Below are 17,721 nucleotides of genomic sequence, written 5' to 3'. Positions count from 1 at the left end.
CAGACGCGTCGGCGGACGGTCGCGGCGCCCGCCGACGCCGGGCTAGAACGCCAGGTCGCGCAGGACCACGCCCGTCGCGGGCTTCGGGCCGAACGACGTCGACTTGCGGGGCATCGTGACGCCCTGCCGGGCCAGGTCGCGGACGACCTCCTCACGCACCGGGTGCATGAGGACGGCCGTGCCGCCCTCGCGCTCGGCCTTCTCGACCGTGGCCTCCGTGTGGTGGATGTACGCGATGTGCTCCGGCGCGTCGGGGATGCGCCAGATGTGGTCCAGGAGCGTGGCGTGCAGGACCGTCGCGTCGAGGGTGCGCCACGCCTCAGGACGGCCGAGGGGGACCGTACGGGCGATCAGGTCCGGGGACGGGCGGTCGACCAGGTGGTACGAGCCGTCGCCTGCCAGGAGGAAGGCGTTGCCCTCCGAGGCGGCGTCCGCGAGAGCGTCCAGGGCCTGGCCGAGCGGGCACTCCAGGGCGCGTACCCGGAAGGAGCCGTCCAGGGCCGCCAGGGCGTCGGCGACCGGGAGGCGGTGGAGGTAGCGGTGGATGGCGCGGACCCGCAGCGGATAGCGGACGGTGTCCACGAGCAGGACCAGGCCGAAGTCCCACGGGCTCGGCGAGCCGTGCTCGCCGCGCAGCCGCAGATAGGTGGCCCAGCGGTGGTGGCCGTCGGCGATCAGGGCCTGGTGACGGGCCAGATCTGACTGGATTCCGGCGACCTCGGCCGGGTCGGTCACCGCCCACAGACGGTGGCTGAAACCGTCCTCCGTGGTCGTCGAGAGCAACGGCTTGTGGAGTATGGCGCGGTCTATGGCGGTGGCGGCGCCGTCCGGGGTGGCGCCGCCGCGGTAGGTCAGGAGCAGCGGTTCGAGGTTCGCCGCCGTCGCGCGCATCAGGGCGGCGCGGTCGTCGATCACGTGCGGCATGACGTCCTCGTGCGGCAGGACGACACCTTGCGACGGCTCGGACAGGCGCAGGGCGCCGATGATGCCGCGCTGCAGGATGTCGCCGTCGTGCTGCTCGTACACGTACAGACTGGGCAGCGCGTCCGGGGCGAGGACGCCCTCGCTCAGCCAGTCGTGCAGGGTGTCCGCGGCCTGCTGGTCGCGTGCGGCCTGGGTGGTGGCCTGCGGCAGGATGAGGCGGACGATGTTGTGCGGGTCGGAGGACTCCAACTCCAGGAGCCCGTCGGGCCGTACCACCACGTCGTACGGAGGTGAGGTCACGGCGGCGAGACTGCCGACCTGCTGCGGGTCGTAGCGCACGCCCCGGAACGGGATCAGGTCGAGGCCTTGGACGTCCGTGTGACCCACTGTGTTCATTAGTGCATCGTAAGTGTGTCAGTGGCATGCGCGATGATCGGTGTAGTGGATCTCACGAGGAGCGATACGTAATGAGCCAGACCGGCGGTCAGAGCGTCCGGACCCGGCCCGCGGGCAGCGCGCGTGCCCTGAGCGAGGCGTACGACACGGCACTGCTCGACCTGGACGGGGTGGTGTACGCGGGCGGGCACGCGATCGCGCACGCCGTGGAGTCGCTCGAAACGGCCCGCTCAGGCGGCATGCATCTCGCGTACGTGACGAACAACGCGCTGCGTACCCCGCAAGCGGTGGCGGAGCACCTGACCGAGCTCGGTGTGCCCGCCGAGCCGTCGGACGTGATCACCTCGGCGCAGGCCGTGGCGCGGCTGATGAGCGACCAACTGCCCGCAGGGGCAAGGGTGTTGGTAGTCGGCGGGGAGGGCCTGAGGGTCGCTCTGCGTGAGCGCGGCCTGGAGCCCGTGGAGTCGGCGGACGACTCGCCGGTGGCGGTGGTGCAGGGGTTCGGCGGGCCCGAGCTGCCGTGGGGGCGGTTCGCGGAGGCCTGCTACGCGATCGCGCGCGGGGTGCCGTGGTTCGCCTCCAACACGGACCTGACGATCCCCGGCGCCCGGGGCATCGCGCCGGGGAACGGCGCGGCCGTGGAGGTCGTCCGCATCGCCACGGGAGCGGAGCCGCAGGTGGCGGGGAAGCCGCTGCCTCCCATGCACCGGGAGACGATCCTGCGGACCGGGGCGGAGCGGCCGCTGGTGGTGGGCGACCGGCTCGACACGGACATCGAGGGCGCGTTCAACGGCGGTGTGGACTCGCTGCTCGTCCTCACGGGCGTGACGGACGGGGCGGCGCTGCTTGCCGCGCGGCCCGAGCACCGGCCCACGTATGTGGACGCCGATCTGCGGGGGCTGCTGGGCGGGCAACCCGAAGTGGAGCCCGTCGAGGGCGGGTTCGCGTGCGGGGGCTGGAGCGCTTCCGTGCGGGGCGGCGCGCTGGCGGTGGAGGGCGAGGGGGCGGCGCTCGACGGGCTGCGGGCGCTGTGCGCGGTGGCCTGGAGCGAGGCGGGGGAGGGGGCCTGCGGGCTCGACGGCGAGAAGGCGCTGGCCCGGCTGGGGTGGTGACGGGCCGCTCGCACGCCCCCGGTGTCAGCGCTTGAGCTTCTCGGACTTGGTGACGGCCTCGGCCAGGCGTTCCAGGACCGGGGCGTAGCCCGCGTAGCTGTAGCGCTCCTCCATGGACCAGGGGACGGTCTGGCCGGCCTGCACCGCGGGGAGCTTCGTCCAGGTGGGCTTCTTGGCGAGTTCCCCGGGTGACAGGGCGGTGGAGCGGTTGTCGACCATGATGAGGTCGGCGTGGTGCTTGTTCGCGTTCTCCCAGCTGAGGAACTCCCAGAAGCCCCACTCGTCGCTCTTCTTGCCCTCGACGAACTCCACGCCGAGGTCCTTGAAGTAGTTCAGGTCGCAGTAGGAGTCGGGGACGGCGACGTACATCTGGTCGGCGTCCCCGGTCATGGCGAGGACCTTCAGGCCGCGGTTGGCCTCCGCGGCCCTGCGCAGGGTCCGTTCGGCCTTCTGGAAGCGGGACTTGGCGGCGCGCGCCTTCGCCGACTCCAGGTCGCCGCCGAGTGCCGTGGCCAGCTCGGCGTAGCGCCCGAGCGGTTCGAGCAGGGAGGCGCGGGCGCCGTTGATGCCGATGGTGGGCGCGAGGGAGGCGATCTTCCTGCTGCTCTCCTGGGGGACGAACCACAAGGCGGGCGGCGGGAACATGTTGCTGATCAGCACGTCCGGCCGCAGGGCCGCGTACTTCTCCACGTTGAACTGGCCCCAGGACTCGCCGAGGCTGGTCAGCTTGCTGACGTCGAGGTCGCCCGCCTGCGGGTTGGGCTTGCCGTCGACGGGCCCGGACGGGCCGAAGACGCCGGTGCACTCGACGCCGTAGTCGTGCAGGGCGGCGGCGGTGCTGACGAACGCCACGATGTTCTCGGGTACGGCGTCGGTCTTGGCGACCTTGCCGCGGTCGTCCTTGAAGCTCCAGCCTTCGCCGGTGCTCTTCGACGGCTCGCCGTCGTCGCTGCCGCAGGCGGTGAGCAGGCCGCCGAGGCCGAGGGCGGCGCCCGCGGACAGCAGTGCGCGCCGGGAGGGGGCGGCGGGCCGGAGGGCGTGAGGGGACCGGGGCATGCGTGGTTCTTCTCTCATCGAGCCAGCAGGAGGCCGGGGCCAGAAGGGGCTAATGGGAGGGTAGGCTAACCTAACCTCGTGTTGGTCGACAGTCCCCCTGAACCCCGCGCGGAATCCCCGGCCGCGCCGCCCAACCGCCGCGCGCTACGCGGCATCGGGCTGCTCCTCTCCGCCGCCCTGCTGCTGGCCGTCGTGTTCGCCAGCATCGCCGTCGGCGCCAAACCGCTGTCCATGGACCAGGTCTGGCACGGCCTCTTCCAGGACTCGGGGACGTACGCCGACGTGGTCGTCGGCGAGCGGGTCTCGCGGACGCTGCTCGGAGTGCTCGCAGGGCTCGCGCTCGGCCTCTCCGGGGCCGTCCTGCAGGCCCTCACCCGCAATCCGCTGGCCGACCCGGGACTGCTCGGCATCAACATGGGTGCCTCGGCCGCCGTGGTCACCGCCATCAGCTTCTTCGGCGTCACCTCGCTGAGCGGCTATGTGTGGTTCGCCTTCGCGGGGGCCGCGATCGTCGGTGTACTCGTGTACGTGCTCGGCGGCACCCGCAACGCCACGCCCGTGCGGCTCGCGCTCGCCGGCACCGCCCTGACCGCGGCGCTCACCGGCTATCTGCAGGCCGTGATGATCACCGACAACGCCGCGCTCGACAAGATGCGCTTCTGGACCGTGGGCTCGCTGGCCTCGGCCAAGACGGAGACCATCCAGCAGGTCCTGCCGTTCCTCGTCATCGGCACCCTCATCGCGCTGGGCCTCGCCCGGCCGCTGAACGCGCTCGGCATGGGCGACGACACCGCCCGTGCCCTCGGCGCCCGGCTGAACCGGACCCGCGCGCTCTCCATGGCCGCCGCGACGCTGCTGTGCGGGGCCGCCACCGCCGTCTGCGGGCCCATCATGTTCGTCGGTCTGATGGTGCCGCACGTCGTGCGCTCCTTCACCGGGCCCGACATGCGCTGGATCATGCCGTACGCGGCGCTCCTCTCGCCGGTGCTGCTGCTCGGCGCGGACGTGCTCGGCCGCGTGGTGTCGCGCCCCGCGGAGCTCCAGGTCGGCATCGTCACCGCGGCCATCGGCGCCCCGGTCTTCATCTTCCTGGTACGACGGCAGAGGATGGCCCAGCTGTGAAGGCGATACGCACCAAGGGCGGGCTCTCCGTCCGCCTCGACGTCCGCACGGCCGCGGTCGTGGCGGCGCTCGTGGTCGCCGGGCTCGCCGCGAGCGTCGTGCTGATCGGCACCGGCGACTTCCCCATCCCCGCCGCCGACGTCGTCCGCACGCTGCTCGGCAACGGCGACGCCGGGCAGGAGTTCATCATCAACGACCTGCGGCTGCCGCGGGTCCTCGTCGGCCTGCTCGTGGGCGCGTCCCTCGGGCTCGGCGGCGCCCTGTTCCAGTCCATCTCCCGCAACCCGCTGGGCAGCCCGGACGTGCTCGGCCTCGGGCAGGGCGCGACCGCGGGCGCGCTCCTGATGATCGTCGTCTTCTCCGGCGGCGCGGCCCAGGTCGCGGCCGGAGCGCTCGTCGGCGGCATCGTCACCGGCGCCGCGATGTACCTCCTCGCCTGGAAGCGGGGCGTGCACGGCTACCGGTTCGTCCTCGTGGGCATCGGCATGAACGCCCTCGCCGTCGCCGTGAACGGCTATCTGCTCACCAAGGCCGACTTCGTCGACGCCGCGCGCGCCGTCGTGTGGATGACCGGCTCGCTCAACGGCCGCGACTGGGAGCAGGTGTGGCCCCTGTTCTGGCTGTGCGTCGTGCTGCTGCCGATCGTCGTCGCGCACGCACGCCCGCTGCGGATGCTGGAGATGGGCGACGACGTCGCGTACGCGCTCGGCGTGCCCGTCGAGCGCACCCGCATCGCCCTGATGGGCTCCGCCGTGCTGCTCACCGCCGCCGCGACCGCCGCCGCCGGGCCCGTCAGCTTCGTCGCCCTGACCGCGCCGCAGCTCGCCCGCCGCCTCACCCGCTCGCCGGGGCCGAACCTGCTGCCGTCGATGTGCATGGGCGCCACCCTGCTGATCGTCGCCGACTGGGCCTCGCAGCGGGCGTTCGGCGCCGACCAGCTGCCCGTCGGCGTCGTCACGGGCGTCCTCGGCGGCGTCTATCTGCTGTGGCTCCTCGCCACCGAGCGCAAGGCGGGGCGCATATGAGCCGCACGGCGCGCGGCGGGGCCGCGCAGAGCCGTTCCGCGCGCGGCGGAACCGGGAAGAGCGGCACCGCGCGGACCGGCCCGCGCACCACCCCCTCGTACTCGTACGAAGAAGCACACGACCAGGAGCGTGCCCCTGTGAACCGGCTCATCGCCGACGACGTGACCCTCGGCTACGACCAGCGCGTCATCGCGGAGGGGCTCTCCGTCGAGATCCCCGACAACTCCTTCACGGTCATCGTCGGCCCGAACGCCTGCGGCAAGTCCACGCTCCTGCGCGCCCTGTCCCGGATGCTGAAGCCGTCGGCCGGGCGGGTGCTCCTGGACGGCGACGTCATCCACTCGATGCCCGCCAAGAAGGTCGCGCGCACCCTGGGGCTGCTCCCGCAGTCCTCGATCGCGCCCGACGGGATCACCGTGGGCGACCTGGTGGCACGCGGCCGCTACCCGCACCAGGGGCTGCTGCGCCAGTGGTCGGCCGACGACGAGCGGATCGTGCGCGAGTCGATGGAGTCCACCGGCGTCGCCGAACTCGCCGAGCGGTACGTCGACGAGCTCTCCGGCGGCCAGCGCCAGCGCGTGTGGATCGCGATGGCGCTCGCCCAGCAGACACCGCTCCTGCTGCTCGACGAGCCGACCACCTTCCTCGACATCCAGCACCAGATCGACGTACTCGACCTGTGCGCCGAGCTCCACGAGGAGCAGGGCCGCACGCTCGTGGCCGTGCTGCACGACCTCAACCACGCCGCCCGGTACGCCACGCACCTCATCGCGCTGCGCGACGGCAAGGTCATCGCGCAGGGCGCGCCCCGCGACATCGTCACGGCGGATCTCGTGGAGGCGGCCTTCGGTCTGTCCTGCCAGGTCATCGACGACCCCGAGACCGGGACGCCGCTCGTGGTGCCCGCGGCCCGGCGGGCGCGCAGGACCGCGGTGGCTACAGCAGCTTCCTGAGGCGCAGCAGATCGCGGAAGCCCGCCTCGACGCGGACGCGGCCCGCGGCCCAGGCCTTGGCGAAGTCCAGGCGACCGGACACCAGGGCCACCAGGTCGTCGCCCGTCAGGGCGAGCCGGACCTGGGCCCGCTCGCGCGGCGGGCCCGGGTGGTGGTCCGACACCTCGATCCGGCCGTTCTCGAGGCGGCCGGTGAAGGTGACGTCCAGATCCTTGATGTGGCAGCTCAGCGAGCGGTCGAGCGCCGCCGCACCGCGAACGTCGCCGTCGGCGGACGCCAGGCTCGCCGACAGCTCGTCCAGTGCGCTGCGGCACTCCGCCATGGTCGCCATCGTGATCGACAGTACCGCAGGGCTTCGATGTAGCGTCGGGGCATGAGCGACTCGACGCCGGGCCCCGAGCCCGAGGTCACAGAGGCGGACGTGCCCGTTCCGCAGCTGTCGGACGCGGTGGGGGAGGCCCTCGCCGAGCCCGTCGACCCGGCCGCGCCCGCCCCCCTCGGCGTGCCCCGCACCCCCACCGGCAACGCCGACGTGGACGCCGGACTCGACCGGCTCGGCGACGCCGACCACCTCGCCACGGACGGCCACATCGAGGTGTACGAGGATGTGCACAGGGGCCTGCGTGACGCGCTGACCGCGCTGGACGCACGCCCCGGGCCCCCGGCCCCCTCGGGGGCACCGACACCCGCGTACGACAACAGGAGCTGAACCGAACGTGGCAGGAGTGGCACGCCGCCGCCTCGACGCCGAGCTGGTGCGCCGGAAGCTCGCGCGCTCGCGCGAGCACGCGAGCCAGCTGATCGCCGCCGGTCGCGTGACCGTCGGCAAGACCCTCGCGACCAAGCCCGCGACCCAGGTGGAGACGGCCGCCGCGATCGTCGTCGCCCAGGACGACGGCGACCCCGACTACGTCTCGCGCGGCGGCCACAAGCTCGCCGGCGCCCTGACGGCCTTCGTCCCCGAGGGCCTCGTGGTGGAGGGCCGGCGCGCCCTCGACGCGGGCGCCTCCACCGGCGGCTTCACCGACGTGCTGCTGCGCTCCGGCGCCGGGCACGTCGTCGCCGTCGACGTCGGCTACGGCCAGCTCGCCTGGTCCCTGCAGAGTGACGACCGGGTCACCGTCAAGGACCGTACGAACGTACGCGAGTTGACGCTCGACCTCATCGACGGCGTCCCCGCCGACCTGGTGGTCGGCGATCTCTCCTTCATTCCGCTGGGGCTCGTGCTGCCCGCCCTGGTGCGCTGCGCGGCCCCGGACGCGGACCTCGTCCTGATGGTCAAGCCGCAGTTCGAGGTCGGCAAGGAGCGGCTGGGGACCGGCGGCGTGGTCCGCTCGCCCGAGCTGCGGGCCGAGGCCGTGCGCACCGTGGCGCGGCAGGCCCACGAGCTCGGCCTCGGGGTGCGGGGCGTCACCGCGAGCCCGCTGCCCGGACCGTCCGGGAACGTCGAGTACTTTCTGTGGCTGCGCGCCGGGGCGCCGGAACTCGACCCGGCGGACGTCGACCGTGCCGTGGCGGAGGGGCCCCGTTGAGTCAGAGCCGAGCTCGTACTGTTTTTCTCCTTGCACACACCGGCCGTCCCGCGGCCATCCGCAGCGCCGAACTCGTCGTGCAGGGGCTGCTGCGCAGCGGCCTCGGCGTACGGGTCCTGGAGGCGGAGGCCGCCGACCTGCCGCTGCCCGACTCGGTGCAGACCGTCAAGGAGGCGACACCCGCCTGCCTCGACGGGTGCGAGCTGCTCATCGTCCTCGGCGGTGACGGGACGCTGCTGCGGGGCGCGGAGTTCGCCCGCGCCTCCGGCGTGCCGATGCTCGGGGTGAACCTCGGCCGTGTCGGCTTCCTCGCCGAGGCCGAGCGGGACGACCTGGACAAGGTCGTCGACCGCGTCGTCACCAAGGCGTACGAGGTCGAGGAGCGCATGACCGTCGACGTCGTCGTGCACAGCAACGGCGATGTCGTCCACCGCGACTGGGCCCTCAACGAAGCCGCCGTGCAGAAGATGTCGGCCGAGCGGATGCTTGAGGTCGTCCTGGAGATCGACGGCCGCCCCGTCACCGGCTTCGGCTGCGACGGCATCGTGTGCGCGACCCCGACCGGCTCGACGGCCTACGCCTTCTCGGCGGGCGGGCCCGTGGTGTGGCCCGAGGTGGAGGCGCTGCTCATGGTGCCGATCAGCGCCCACGCCCTGTTCGCCAAGCCGCTGGTGACCTCGCCGGACTCGGTCCTCGCGGTCGAGGTGCAGCCGCACACGCCGCACGGGGTGCTGTGGTGCGACGGGCGCCGGACCGTCGAACTGCCTGCCGGGGCGCGGGTGGAGGTGCGCCGGGGCGCGGTGCCCGTACGGCTTGCGCGGCTGCACCACGCCTCGTTCACGGACAGGCTCGTGGCCAAATTCGCCCTGCCCGTGTCCGGGTGGCGGGGGGCGCCGCACTGACGCTGCCGCTGGAGTCGCGGGGGCGGCGCGGCGGTCGCCTGTCGGATCGCTGTGGCTGGTCGCGCCCGCGCGGCGGAGCCGCATCTCGGCACGGCCCCGCCTCCCTGAAGGGGCGCTCCGCCGGTGCGTCCGCGGGTCAGGTGCCGCTCACCACCGCTATCGCGCGGCGACGCAGCACCGACGCGACCGGCAGGCCCGTGGCGGCCAGCGTCAGCAGGAGCGTGCCCGCCGCGATGCCCGCCACGACCGCGCCCGGCAGATAGGGCACCGCCGAGCCGAACGCCGTACTCAGGATCGGCGCGAGCGTCGCGAAGGCTATCGCGCCGCCGACGAGCAGGGCCGTCCCGGCCACGACCACGGCCTCCCACGCCGCCATGGCCCGCACCTGGCGGCGCTGGGAGCCGACCACGCGCAGCAGCGCCAGGTCGCGGTGGCGCTCGAAGGAGATCATGGCCAGCGTGTTCGCCGAGGCTATGGCGGCGAAGCCCGCGTACAGCCCCGTGCCCATGTAGTCCAGCCAGACTTCGCCGGTGGTGCCCGCGGAGCCCGTGTGGTGCTCGGCGGTCGTATGCATCGCGATCTTGGTGACGCCGAAGCCGACGACGAGCAGCAGGGGCACCACCGCGGCCGAGAAGCGCCGGGGCTGGGAACGGACGTTGACCATCGCGAGCCGGGCCGAAGCGCCGCCGAGGCGGCCGACCGCCGCCGACACCAGCCAGGCCGCGGGCCCGATGAGCCGCGGGCCGAGCAGCCCCGCGCCCACGCAGAACAGGATCAGGACCAGGAAGGCGCCCTCGCTCGCCTCGGCCGCGTCCTGCCGGGAGAGCAGCACCGACAGGGCCACGGCGCCGGCCACCGCGAGCAGCCCGAGCGGGGCCCGCAGCCAGCCGAGGCCGCGTCTCCCGGCCGTCGCCTCGGCCAGCGCGCGAGCGGGGCGCAGCAGCGAGAACCGCAGCGCCGACAGCACGGCGGCGAGCGCGGAGGTGACCACCGCGACGCCCACGCACACCGGCAGCGCCAGCCAGCTGAACCGGAAGGGCACCTCGGCCGGGACCAGGCCGTGCTCCAGCATCCCCGTGAACCACACACGGGCCAGCACACCGCCGAGGGCGAAGCCGGCCAGGGCCGCCGGTATCGAGGCCGCCAGGGCCTGTCCGGCCACCGCACGGCGGACCTGCCGGGGCCTGGCGCCGATGGAGCGCACCAGGGCCAGCTCGCGGTGCTGCTGGACCACGGCCGTGCCCATGGTCGAGGCCACCACGAAAATCGACATATAGATGGAGCCGATCAGGAGCACCGTGGCGATCTCGCCCACGCCGCTCTCCGTGAGGCGGTGGCGGGTCGCGGCCGGGAGCCCGCTCGTGCTCGTGCTGCGCAGCACCATCGTCGAAGCGCTCACCACCGTCGCGGCGAACAGCGCCGCCACGGCCGTGCCGATGAACGCGGGGCGGTGCGCCCGCAGCGCCGCCCGTGCCAGTCCCGTACTCATACGGACCATCGTCGGGTGCCGGGGCCACCGGCCGCCATGAAGATCGCCCCAGGATTTCCTGGGGGATAACCCCACTCCCGTGGGTGACAGACGGTTCTGGGACGGCGCGCCTTGCCCGCGTCTTACCTGCGCCTTCACAGAACGGCTACGCGATGACACCAGGGCACGTCGCACACCGCCGCCCCGACCTCGTATGGTCTTGTTCGTGTTGGAGGAGATGCGCATACGGTCGCTCGGAGTCATCGACGACGCCGTGGTCGAGCTGTCGCCCGGCTTCACCGCCGTGACCGGCGAGACCGGAGCGGGCAAGACGATGGTCGTCACGAGCCTCGGGCTGCTGCTCGGCGGGCGCGCCGACCCCGCGCTGGTGCGGATCGGCGCCAAGTCGGCGGTGGTGGAGGGGCGCCTCACCGTGCCCGCGGGCGCCGCCGCGGCCCTGCGCGCCGAGGAGGCCGGGGCCGAACTGGACGACGGCGCCCTCCTGGTCAGCCGCACCGTCTCCGCCGAGGGCCGCTCGCGGGCCCACCTCGGCGGCCGGTCCGTGCCCGTCGGGCTGCTGGCCGAGCTCGCCGACGACCTCGTCGCCGTCCACGGCCAGAGCGACCAGCAGGGCCTGCTCAAGCCCGCCCGGCAGCGCGGCGCGCTCGACCGGTACGCGGGGGACGCCGTCTCCGGACCGCTGGACAAGTACACGGCGGCGTACCGGCGGCTGCGGGCCGTCAGCGCGGAGCTGGACGAGATCACCACGCGCGCGCGGGAGCGCGCCCAGGAAGCCGACATGCTCCGCTTCGGCCTCGACGAGATCGCCGCCGTGGAGCCGCGCACCGGCGAGGACGTCGAACTCGCCGCCGAGGCCGAGCGGCTGGGTCACGCCGAGGCGCTCGCCTCCGCCGCCACCGCCGCGCACGCGGCGCTCGCGGGCAACCCCGAGGACCCGGAGGGCGTCGACGCCTCCACGCTCGTCGCGGGCGCGCACCGGGTCCTGGAGACCGTGCGGTCCCACGACTCCGCCCTCGCCTCCCTCGCCGAGCGCATCGGCGAGGTCGGCATCCTGCTCGCCGACGTGGCGGGCGAGCTCGCCGGGTACGCCGACGACCTGGACGCCGATCCGCTGCGGCTCGCCGCCGTCGAGGAGCGGCGGGCGGCGCTCACGCAGCTGACGCGCAAGTACGGCGAGGACGTCGGCGCCGTGCTCGCCTGGGCCGAGGCCGGGGCGGCGCGGCTCGCGGAGCTGGAGGGCGACGACGACCGGCTCGGCGACCTCACCGCCGAGCGGGACGCGCTGCGCACCGAACTCGCCGGGCTCGCGCGGGAGCTGACCGAGGCACGCGCCGAGACCGCCGCGCGGTTCGCGGCCGCCGTCACCGAGGAGCTGGCCTCGCTGGCGATGCCGCACGCACGCGTGACGATCGACGTACGGCAGACCGACGACCCCGACGGCGTGGAGATCGACGGGCGGACCGTCGCCTACGGCCCCTCCGGCGTCGACGAGGTCGAGCTGCTGCTCGCGCCCCACCCCGGGGCGCCGCCCCGGCCCATCGCCAAGGGCGCGTCCGGCGGTGAGCTCTCGCGCGTCATGCTCGCCGTGGAGGTCGTCTTCGCCGGGACGGACCCCGTGCCGACGTACCTCTTCGACGAGGTCGACGCGGGCGTCGGCGGCAAGGCGGCCGTCGAGATCGGCCGGCGGCTCGCGAAGCTCGCGAAGTCCGCGCAGGTGGTGGTGGTCACCCACCTCCCGCAGGTGGCGGCGTTCGCGGACCGGCAGCTGCTGGTGGAGAAGACGCACGACGGGTCCGTGACGCGGTCCGGCGTACAGGTCCTGGAGGGCGAGGACCGGGTGCGCGAGCTGTCGCGGATGCTGGCGGGCCAGGAGGACTCCGAGACGGCGCGGGCCCACGCGGAGGAGCTCCTCGCGGCGGCCCGCACGGACGGCTAGCCCCCGCGCGCCCCGGAGCCGCCCTCCAACACGCCCGGTGAGCACGTCGGATTCGTCAGAGGCTTCCTGTCGAGGGGGCGGTCTTGCGAAGATGCGGGGGCCGACGGGGGAGGGGGCGTGTGGTGGGTGGACGCCGGGGCCGGGGCGAGCGCGTGCTCATCCGTGAGAGTGATCCCTTACGCGGAGTTGTCCGGCCCGATCCGGAAGGGGGCCTTTCGGCTGTGCCGGAACGTCCGTACGGACTGGCATCCTTGGCGCGGTGACGGGCGGGGACCGACCGCCCGGACCGCCGACGCCCACCCGTTCCGTCGGCGCGCCGCCCGCCGACCCGACCCAGGAGTCCCGGCCACGTGAGCCACGTGAGCACCCCTGTACCGCAGGGCCAGACGCCGCTGCACACCGTGCAAGTCCTGGGCGGCGGCAGCGCGGGAAGTAGCGCGCACGTCCGGTCGCTCGCCACCGGCCTCGCCGCGCGGGGCGTGCGCGTCACGGTGTGCGCCCCCGCCGAGGCCGACGAGGTCTACGACTTCGCGGGCACCGGCGCCCAGCACCTGGCGGTGCCGCGCCGCAGCGACCCAGCGTCCGTGGCCGCGCTCAGGGCGGCCTGCGCGGACGCCGACCTCGTGCACGCGCACGGGCTGCACGCCGGGCTGCGCGCCGCCATCGCCCTGACGGGGCGCCGGGTGCCGCTCGTGGTCACCTGGCACACCCGCGCCCACGCGTCCGGTCCCCGTGCCCAGGTCCTGCGCCTGCTCGAGCGGCGCGTCGCCCGGGCCGCGGCCGTGGTCCTCGGCACCTCGTCCGACCTGGTCGACCGCGCCCGCAGCAGGGGCGCGCGCGATGCCAGGCTCGCGCCGGTCGCGCTTCCCGCGCCCCGTGGCGCACGGGACCCGGAACACGAGCCCGAGCTGCCCCGGCACAAGGTCCGCGCCGAACTGGGTGCCGTGGACCGGCCGTTGCTGCTCGCCGTCGGGGCCCTCGAAGCGCACCGCGGCCACGACGTGCTCCTGGACGCCGCGCGGACCTGGAACGGGCTCGACCCGGTGCCGCTGCTCGTGGTCGCGGGAGAGGGCGCGCGGCGGTCCGCGCTCCAGGCCCGCATCGACGCCGAGGAGCTGCCCGCGCGCCTGCTCGGGCGGCGAGACGACGTACCCGAACTGCTCGCGGCGGCCGACCTCGCGCTGCTGCCCAGCAGCTGGGAGTCGCGCTCGCTGCTCGCCCAGGAGGCCCTCCACGCGCGCGTGCCGCTCGTGGCGACCGCGGTGGGCGGCATCCCCGAGCTCGTGGGCGACGCCGCCGAGCTCGTCCCCTACGGCGACGCCCAGGCCCTCGCCGACGCCGTCGTACGGCTGCTCACCGACGACGCGCGCCGCCGGGAGCTGAGGGACCTGGGCGCGGCCCAGGCGGCCTCCTGGCCCACCGAGGACGAGACGGTCACCCAGGTCCTCAGCGTCTACGACGAGCTGACGCAGCCCCTCACGTCGTACTGAGCGGCGAAGCCCTGGACCTGGTCAGGCCGTGCCGGCCGGCGTCCCCGGTACGTGTCTGCGGGCCCGCAGGGCCAGGCTCAGGGCCAGGACCGTCTGCGGGTCGTCGAGGTCGGTGCCCAGGAGCTCGCTGATGCGGGCGAGGCGGTTGTAGAGGGTCTGGCGGTTCAGATGGAGTTCGCGGGCGGTCTCCGCCTTGCGGCCCGCGTGGGCCAGGTACGTCTCGAGGGTGGGCAGCAGCGGCGGCTTGGAGCGCTGGTCGTGGGCGCGCAGCGGCCCGATCGCGCGGTCGACGAACGCCGCCAGGTCGGGGTGGGCCCGCAGCCGCCACAGGAGCAGGTCGATGTCCAGGCGCCGCGCGTCGTACCAGGGGCGTTCCGGCAGGCCCTGGGCCGCCGTCGCGGTCTCGGCCGCGTGCCGCAGCCCCGCCGAAGCCGCGGCCCAGCCGCCCGCGACGCCCACCACCACGACCGGAGGCGGCGCGTCCGCTCGCTGCATGCCCGCCCGCTCCACCCCGGCCCGCAGGGCGGCGGCGACCCGGTCCGCGACCGTGGCGCGCTCCGCCTCGGACCGCAGCCCGAGCAGGAGCGGAACCCTGCCCTCTACGGGGCGCACGCCGAGCAGCACCGGCACGCCGACGGCCGTCAGCTCCTCCGCGACCGCGCGCGCGAGCACCGCCCAGCCGCTGCCGGACGGCGCCCCGGCGGCTGCTCCTGCCAGGCGCATCACGACCGGCAGGAGCGGGCTGCGGCCCGGTTTGAAGCCGAGCACGCGGGCCTGCGCGGGCGCGTCGTCGGCGGTGATGCGGCCCTCGGCGAGGTCGGTGAGGAAGTCGCCTCGGCCGCGCGCGGCGAGCTCCTCGTCCTGGCGCGCCTGCATCAGGACCACCGCGAGGCTGCCCGCGGCGCGCTCGGCCGCGATCCGGTGCACGGGAAGCAGCGCGGACTCGACGGCGAGCAGCACGAGCCGGGCGCGCACCGAGCCCGCCCCGGGGCCGCCGCCCGGCACGTCGACGAGCACGGCGCCCGCGGGCGGCTCGCCCCGGTCGGCCTGCCGCCCGCGCAGGCCCTCCCACACCTGGAGCGGGTCCGCGCACGCGCCGCCCGCCCCGGCGGCGTACAGGAGTTGTCCCTCGGCCGTCTCCAGGAAGACCGGGTTGCCGCTGAACTCCGCGAGGACGGACAGGACCTGGGGCACGCCACCGCCGCCGAGGAGCGCGTCGGTGCAGCGCCGGTGCACCTCCTCGGCGCGGCGCAGGAGCGCGTAGTGGCCGTTGACGATCTCCGTGTGCACCTCTTCGGTGACCGTCACGAACGGCACCTCGCGGTGCAGCTGCACGAGGGGCAGCCCGGCCGCGCGCGCCGTGTCCACGAGCGCGGCGGGCAGCCGGGAGAAGCGCGGCCCGAGCTCGACGACCAGGGCGGCGATGCCGCGCTCGGCCAGGTCGCGGACGAAGGCGCGCTGGTCGGCGGGGCGGGTGCCGAGGCCGAGGCCCGTGGTCAGGAGCAGCTCGCCGCCCTTGAGGAGCGAGGCGATGTTCGGCACCTCGCCCGCGTGCACCCAGCGCACCGTGCGGTGCAGCCGGTCGGCGCCCGCGAGGACCTCCGGAAGGCCGCCGCGCAGGCCCGGAAGCTCCAGTGCCCGCTGTACGGTGATGCCGCCCTGAGTGTCCTGGCTTTCCATGGGGCGGACGCTACCTGACCTGGGCCGGGGCATCGGCCGCCGTCCGGGGCCGCGCGGGCGCCGCCCCGCCCTGTCCTGGCGGCCAGGACTTCACCCGGCCGCCGTCCGCGCGTGCGGTCTCAGCCGCCGTACGCGCCCGACGCCGTGAGCCGCAGGGCCGTGTCGATGAGCGGCACGTGACTGAAGGCCTGCGGGAAGTTGCCCACTTGGCGCTTCAGGCGCGGGTCCCACTCCTCGGCGAGCAGCCCCAGGTCGTTGCGCAGGGCGAGCAGGCGCTCGAAGAGCTTGCGGGCCTCGTCCACGCGGCCGATCATCGCCAGGTCGTCGGCCATCCAGAACGAGCAGGCGAGGAACGCGCCCTCGTCGCCCTCCAGGCCGTCCACGCCCGCGTCGTCACCGGACGTCGGGTAGCGCAGGATGAACCCGTCCGGCGTGGACAGCTCGCGCTGGATGGCCTCGATGGTGCCGATGACGCGCTTGTCGTCCGGCGGCAGGAAGCCGACCTGGGGGATGAGCAGCAGGGACGCGTCCAGCTCCTTGGAGCCGTACGACTGCGTGAAGGTGTTGCGCTCCTTGTCGTAGCCCTTGTCGCAGACGTCCCTGTGGATGTCGTCGCGCAGCTCGCGCCAGCGCTCCAGGGGGCCGTCGGCGTCGCCGGACTCGATGAGCTTGATGGTGCGGTCGACGGCGACCCAGGCCATCACCTTGGAGTGCACGAAGTGGCGGCGGGGGCCGCGGACCTCCCAGATGCCCTCGTCCGGCTCGTTCCAGTGCGTCTCCAGGTAGCGGATCAGCTTGAGCTGGAGCAGCGAGGCGTAGTCGTTGCGGGCGAGGCCGGTCATGTGGGCCAGGTGCAGGGCCTCGGTGACCTCGCCGTAGACGTCGAGCTGGAGCTGGTGCGCCGCGCCGTTGCCCACGCGGACCGGGCCGGAGTTCTCGTAGCCCGGGAGCCAGTCGAGCTCGGCCTCGCCCAGCTCGCGCTCGCCCGCGATGCCGTACATGATCTGGAGGTTCTCCGGGTCGCCCGCGACGGCGCGCAGGAGCCACTCGCGCCAGGCACGGGCCTCCTCGCGGTAGCCGGTGCGCAGGAGCGAGGAGAGGGTGATGGCCGCGTCGCGCAGCCAGGTGAAGCGGTAGTCCCAGTTGCGGGAGCCGCCGATGTCCTCCGGCAGGGAGGTGGTGGGGGCGGCGACGATGCCGCCGGTGGGCGCGTACGTCAGGGCCTTGAGCGTGATCAGGGAGCGCACCACCGCCTCGCGGTAGGGCCCGTGGTACGTGCAGTGCTCGACCCATTCGCGCCAGAAGTCCTCGGTCGCCGTGAGGGCGGCCTCCGGCTCGGGGTGGGCGGGCGGCTGCTTGTGGGAGGGCTGCCAGGAGAGGGTGAAGGCGATGCGGTCGCCGGGCCCGACGGTGAAGTCCGAGTACGTCGTCAGGTCCTTGCCGAAGGTCTCGGCGGAGGTGTCGAGCCACACCGAGTCCGGCCCGGCCACGGCGACCGTGCGGCCGTCGACCTTGTGCACCCAGGGCACGACGCGGCCGTAGCTGAAACGCATCCGCAGGGCCGAGCGCATCGGCACGCGGCCGCTGACGCCCTCCACGATCCGCACCAGCTGGGGGGCGTCGCTGTCACGCGGAGGCATGAAGTCGATCACCCGGACCGTGCCGCGCGGGGTGTCCCACTCGGACTCCAGGACCAGTGAGTCCCCGCGGTACGTCCGTCGGCTCGCGGCGTCGGGCCGCGCGCCCGGACCGTGCGCGGGGCCGAGGCGCCAGAAGCCGTGTTCCTCCGTGCCGAGGAGGCCCGCGAAGACGGCGTGGGAGTCGAAGCGGGGCAGACACAGCCAGTCGACCGTGCCGTCCCGGCAGACCAGCGCCGCGGTCTGCATGTCTCCGATCAGTGCGTAATCCTCGATGCGCCCGGCCACGTGCATCCCCATTCAAACGGCCACGTTCGCCCGCTCTCGGGGCGCTCGTTCTACGGTCAAGGGTTCGCTGCAAAGAACGAACTGCCGGGCCCGAGTGTTTCCGGTGGTCTCCAGAAATGGCGACGGGGGATGGTTCCGCCCGCGCGCGTGGGTCGGCAGCAAGTGTCCGAGCAACATAC

General features: G+C 74.1%; 15 protein-coding genes. 9 read left to right on the top strand and 6 right to left on the bottom strand.

The genetic code is table 11. The features are described 5' to 3' along the window. Positions 1 to 42 precede the first annotated feature (42 nt). A complete protein-coding gene (locus MQV74_RS10505) occupies positions 43 to 1,320 on the bottom strand; it encodes a DUF1015 family protein (protein ID WP_242716169.1) in 1,278 nt (425 codons plus the stop codon). A gap of 71 nt (positions 1,321 to 1,391) precedes the next feature. On the opposite strand from MQV74_RS10505, the gene MQV74_RS10500 reads away from it, so the two are divergent. Continuing rightward, positions 1,392 to 2,432 carry an HAD-IIA family hydrolase gene (locus tag MQV74_RS10500; protein ID WP_242716167.1) on the top strand — a complete coding sequence of 347 codons (1,041 nt, stop codon included), beginning with the start codon at positions 1,392 to 1,394 and terminating at the stop codon, positions 2,430 to 2,432. Positions 2,433 to 2,456: 24 nt separating this feature from the next. On the opposite strand, the gene MQV74_RS10495 is transcribed toward MQV74_RS10500, so the two are convergent. After that, entirely contained in the window at positions 2,457 to 3,488 is a 1,032-nt protein-coding gene (locus tag MQV74_RS10495) for an ABC transporter substrate-binding protein (RefSeq protein ID WP_242716165.1), read from the bottom strand. 78 nt (positions 3,489 to 3,566) lie between these two features. On the opposite strand from MQV74_RS10495, the gene MQV74_RS10490 reads away from it, so the two are divergent. From MQV74_RS10490 to MQV74_RS10480, 3 genes are read left to right on the top strand one after another with little or no spacing between them, the layout of a single operon-like run. After that, positions 3,567 to 4,610 (top strand): FecCD family ABC transporter permease, encoded by a 1,044-nt coding sequence (locus MQV74_RS10490; RefSeq protein ID WP_242716163.1) that lies wholly within the window; start codon positions 3,567 to 3,569, stop codon positions 4,608 to 4,610. Then, positions 4,607 to 5,635, top strand: a complete 1,029-nt coding sequence (locus MQV74_RS10485) for a FecCD family ABC transporter permease (protein WP_242716155.1) — start codon at positions 4,607 to 4,609, stop codon at positions 5,633 to 5,635. The genes MQV74_RS10490 and MQV74_RS10485 overlap by 4 nt, the downstream gene beginning before the upstream one ends. Next, on the top strand, positions 5,632 to 6,588 hold the full coding sequence (locus MQV74_RS10480; protein WP_242716153.1) for an ABC transporter ATP-binding protein: 957 nt from the start codon (positions 5,632 to 5,634) through the stop codon (positions 6,586 to 6,588). Before MQV74_RS10485 ends, MQV74_RS10480 begins: the two co-directional genes overlap by 4 nt. On the opposite strand, the gene MQV74_RS10475 is transcribed toward MQV74_RS10480, so the two are convergent. Beyond that, on the bottom strand, positions 6,572 to 6,919 hold the full coding sequence (locus MQV74_RS10475) for an SCP2 sterol-binding domain-containing protein (RefSeq protein WP_242716146.1): 348 nt from the start codon (positions 6,917 to 6,919) through the stop codon (positions 6,572 to 6,574). The two genes, MQV74_RS10480 and MQV74_RS10475, sit on opposite strands and share 17 nt — an antisense overlap. A 42-nt stretch (positions 6,920 to 6,961) precedes the next feature. On the opposite strand from MQV74_RS10475, the gene MQV74_RS10470 reads away from it, so the two are divergent. The 3 genes from MQV74_RS10470 to MQV74_RS10460 are packed head-to-tail and all read left to right on the top strand — an operon-like array spanning position 6,962 to position 9,022. Next, a complete protein-coding gene (locus MQV74_RS10470; protein ID WP_242716144.1) occupies positions 6,962 to 7,297 on the top strand; it encodes a hypothetical protein in 336 nt (111 codons plus the stop codon). A gap of 7 nt (positions 7,298 to 7,304) precedes the next feature. Continuing rightward, positions 7,305 to 8,120 (top strand): TlyA family RNA methyltransferase, encoded by an 816-nt coding sequence (locus MQV74_RS10465; RefSeq protein ID WP_242716143.1) that lies wholly within the window; start codon positions 7,305 to 7,307, stop codon positions 8,118 to 8,120. Beyond that, on the top strand, positions 8,117 to 9,022 hold the full coding sequence (locus tag MQV74_RS10460) for an NAD kinase (RefSeq protein ID WP_138958898.1): 906 nt from the start codon (positions 8,117 to 8,119) through the stop codon (positions 9,020 to 9,022). Before MQV74_RS10465 ends, MQV74_RS10460 begins: the two co-directional genes overlap by 4 nt. Before the next feature lie 136 nt (positions 9,023 to 9,158). Here MQV74_RS10460 and MQV74_RS10455 read toward each other — a convergent pair whose 3' ends face one another. Next, positions 9,159 to 10,511, bottom strand: coding sequence for an FtsX-like permease family protein (locus MQV74_RS10455; protein WP_242716141.1), 1,353 nt, complete (start codon positions 10,509 to 10,511; stop codon positions 9,159 to 9,161). Positions 10,512 to 10,704: 193 nt separating this feature from the next. On the opposite strand from MQV74_RS10455, the gene recN reads away from it, so the two are divergent. Both recN and MQV74_RS10445 read left to right on the top strand, forming a co-directional pair. Beyond that, on the top strand, positions 10,705 to 12,447 hold the full coding sequence (recN, locus tag MQV74_RS10450; protein WP_242716139.1) for a DNA repair protein RecN: 1,743 nt from the start codon (positions 10,705 to 10,707) through the stop codon (positions 12,445 to 12,447). 350 nt (positions 12,448 to 12,797) lie between these two features. Beyond that, positions 12,798 to 13,937 carry a glycosyltransferase family 4 protein gene (locus MQV74_RS10445; protein WP_242716137.1) on the top strand — a complete coding sequence of 380 codons (1,140 nt, stop codon included), beginning with the start codon at positions 12,798 to 12,800 and terminating at the stop codon, positions 13,935 to 13,937. Between the two features lie 21 nt (positions 13,938 to 13,958). On the opposite strand, the gene MQV74_RS10440 is transcribed toward MQV74_RS10445, so the two are convergent. After that, the gene (locus MQV74_RS10440; protein WP_242716135.1) at positions 13,959 to 15,617 is read right to left on the bottom strand and encodes a PucR family transcriptional regulator; all 1,659 of its coding nucleotides are present in this window, start codon (positions 15,615 to 15,617) and stop codon (positions 13,959 to 13,961) included. Between the two features lie 119 nt (positions 15,618 to 15,736). Next, positions 15,737 to 17,548 (bottom strand): glycoside hydrolase family 15 protein, encoded by a 1,812-nt coding sequence (locus MQV74_RS10435; RefSeq protein WP_242728583.1) that lies wholly within the window; start codon positions 17,546 to 17,548, stop codon positions 15,737 to 15,739. Positions 17,549 to 17,721: the final 173 nt, after the last annotated feature.

It is taken from the genome of Streptomyces sp. AN091965 (assembly GCF_022698285.1).
GTDB lineage: Bacteria > Actinomycetota > Actinomycetes > Streptomycetales > Streptomycetaceae > Streptomyces.
This window is presented reverse-complemented; position numbering and strand designations above follow the sequence as displayed.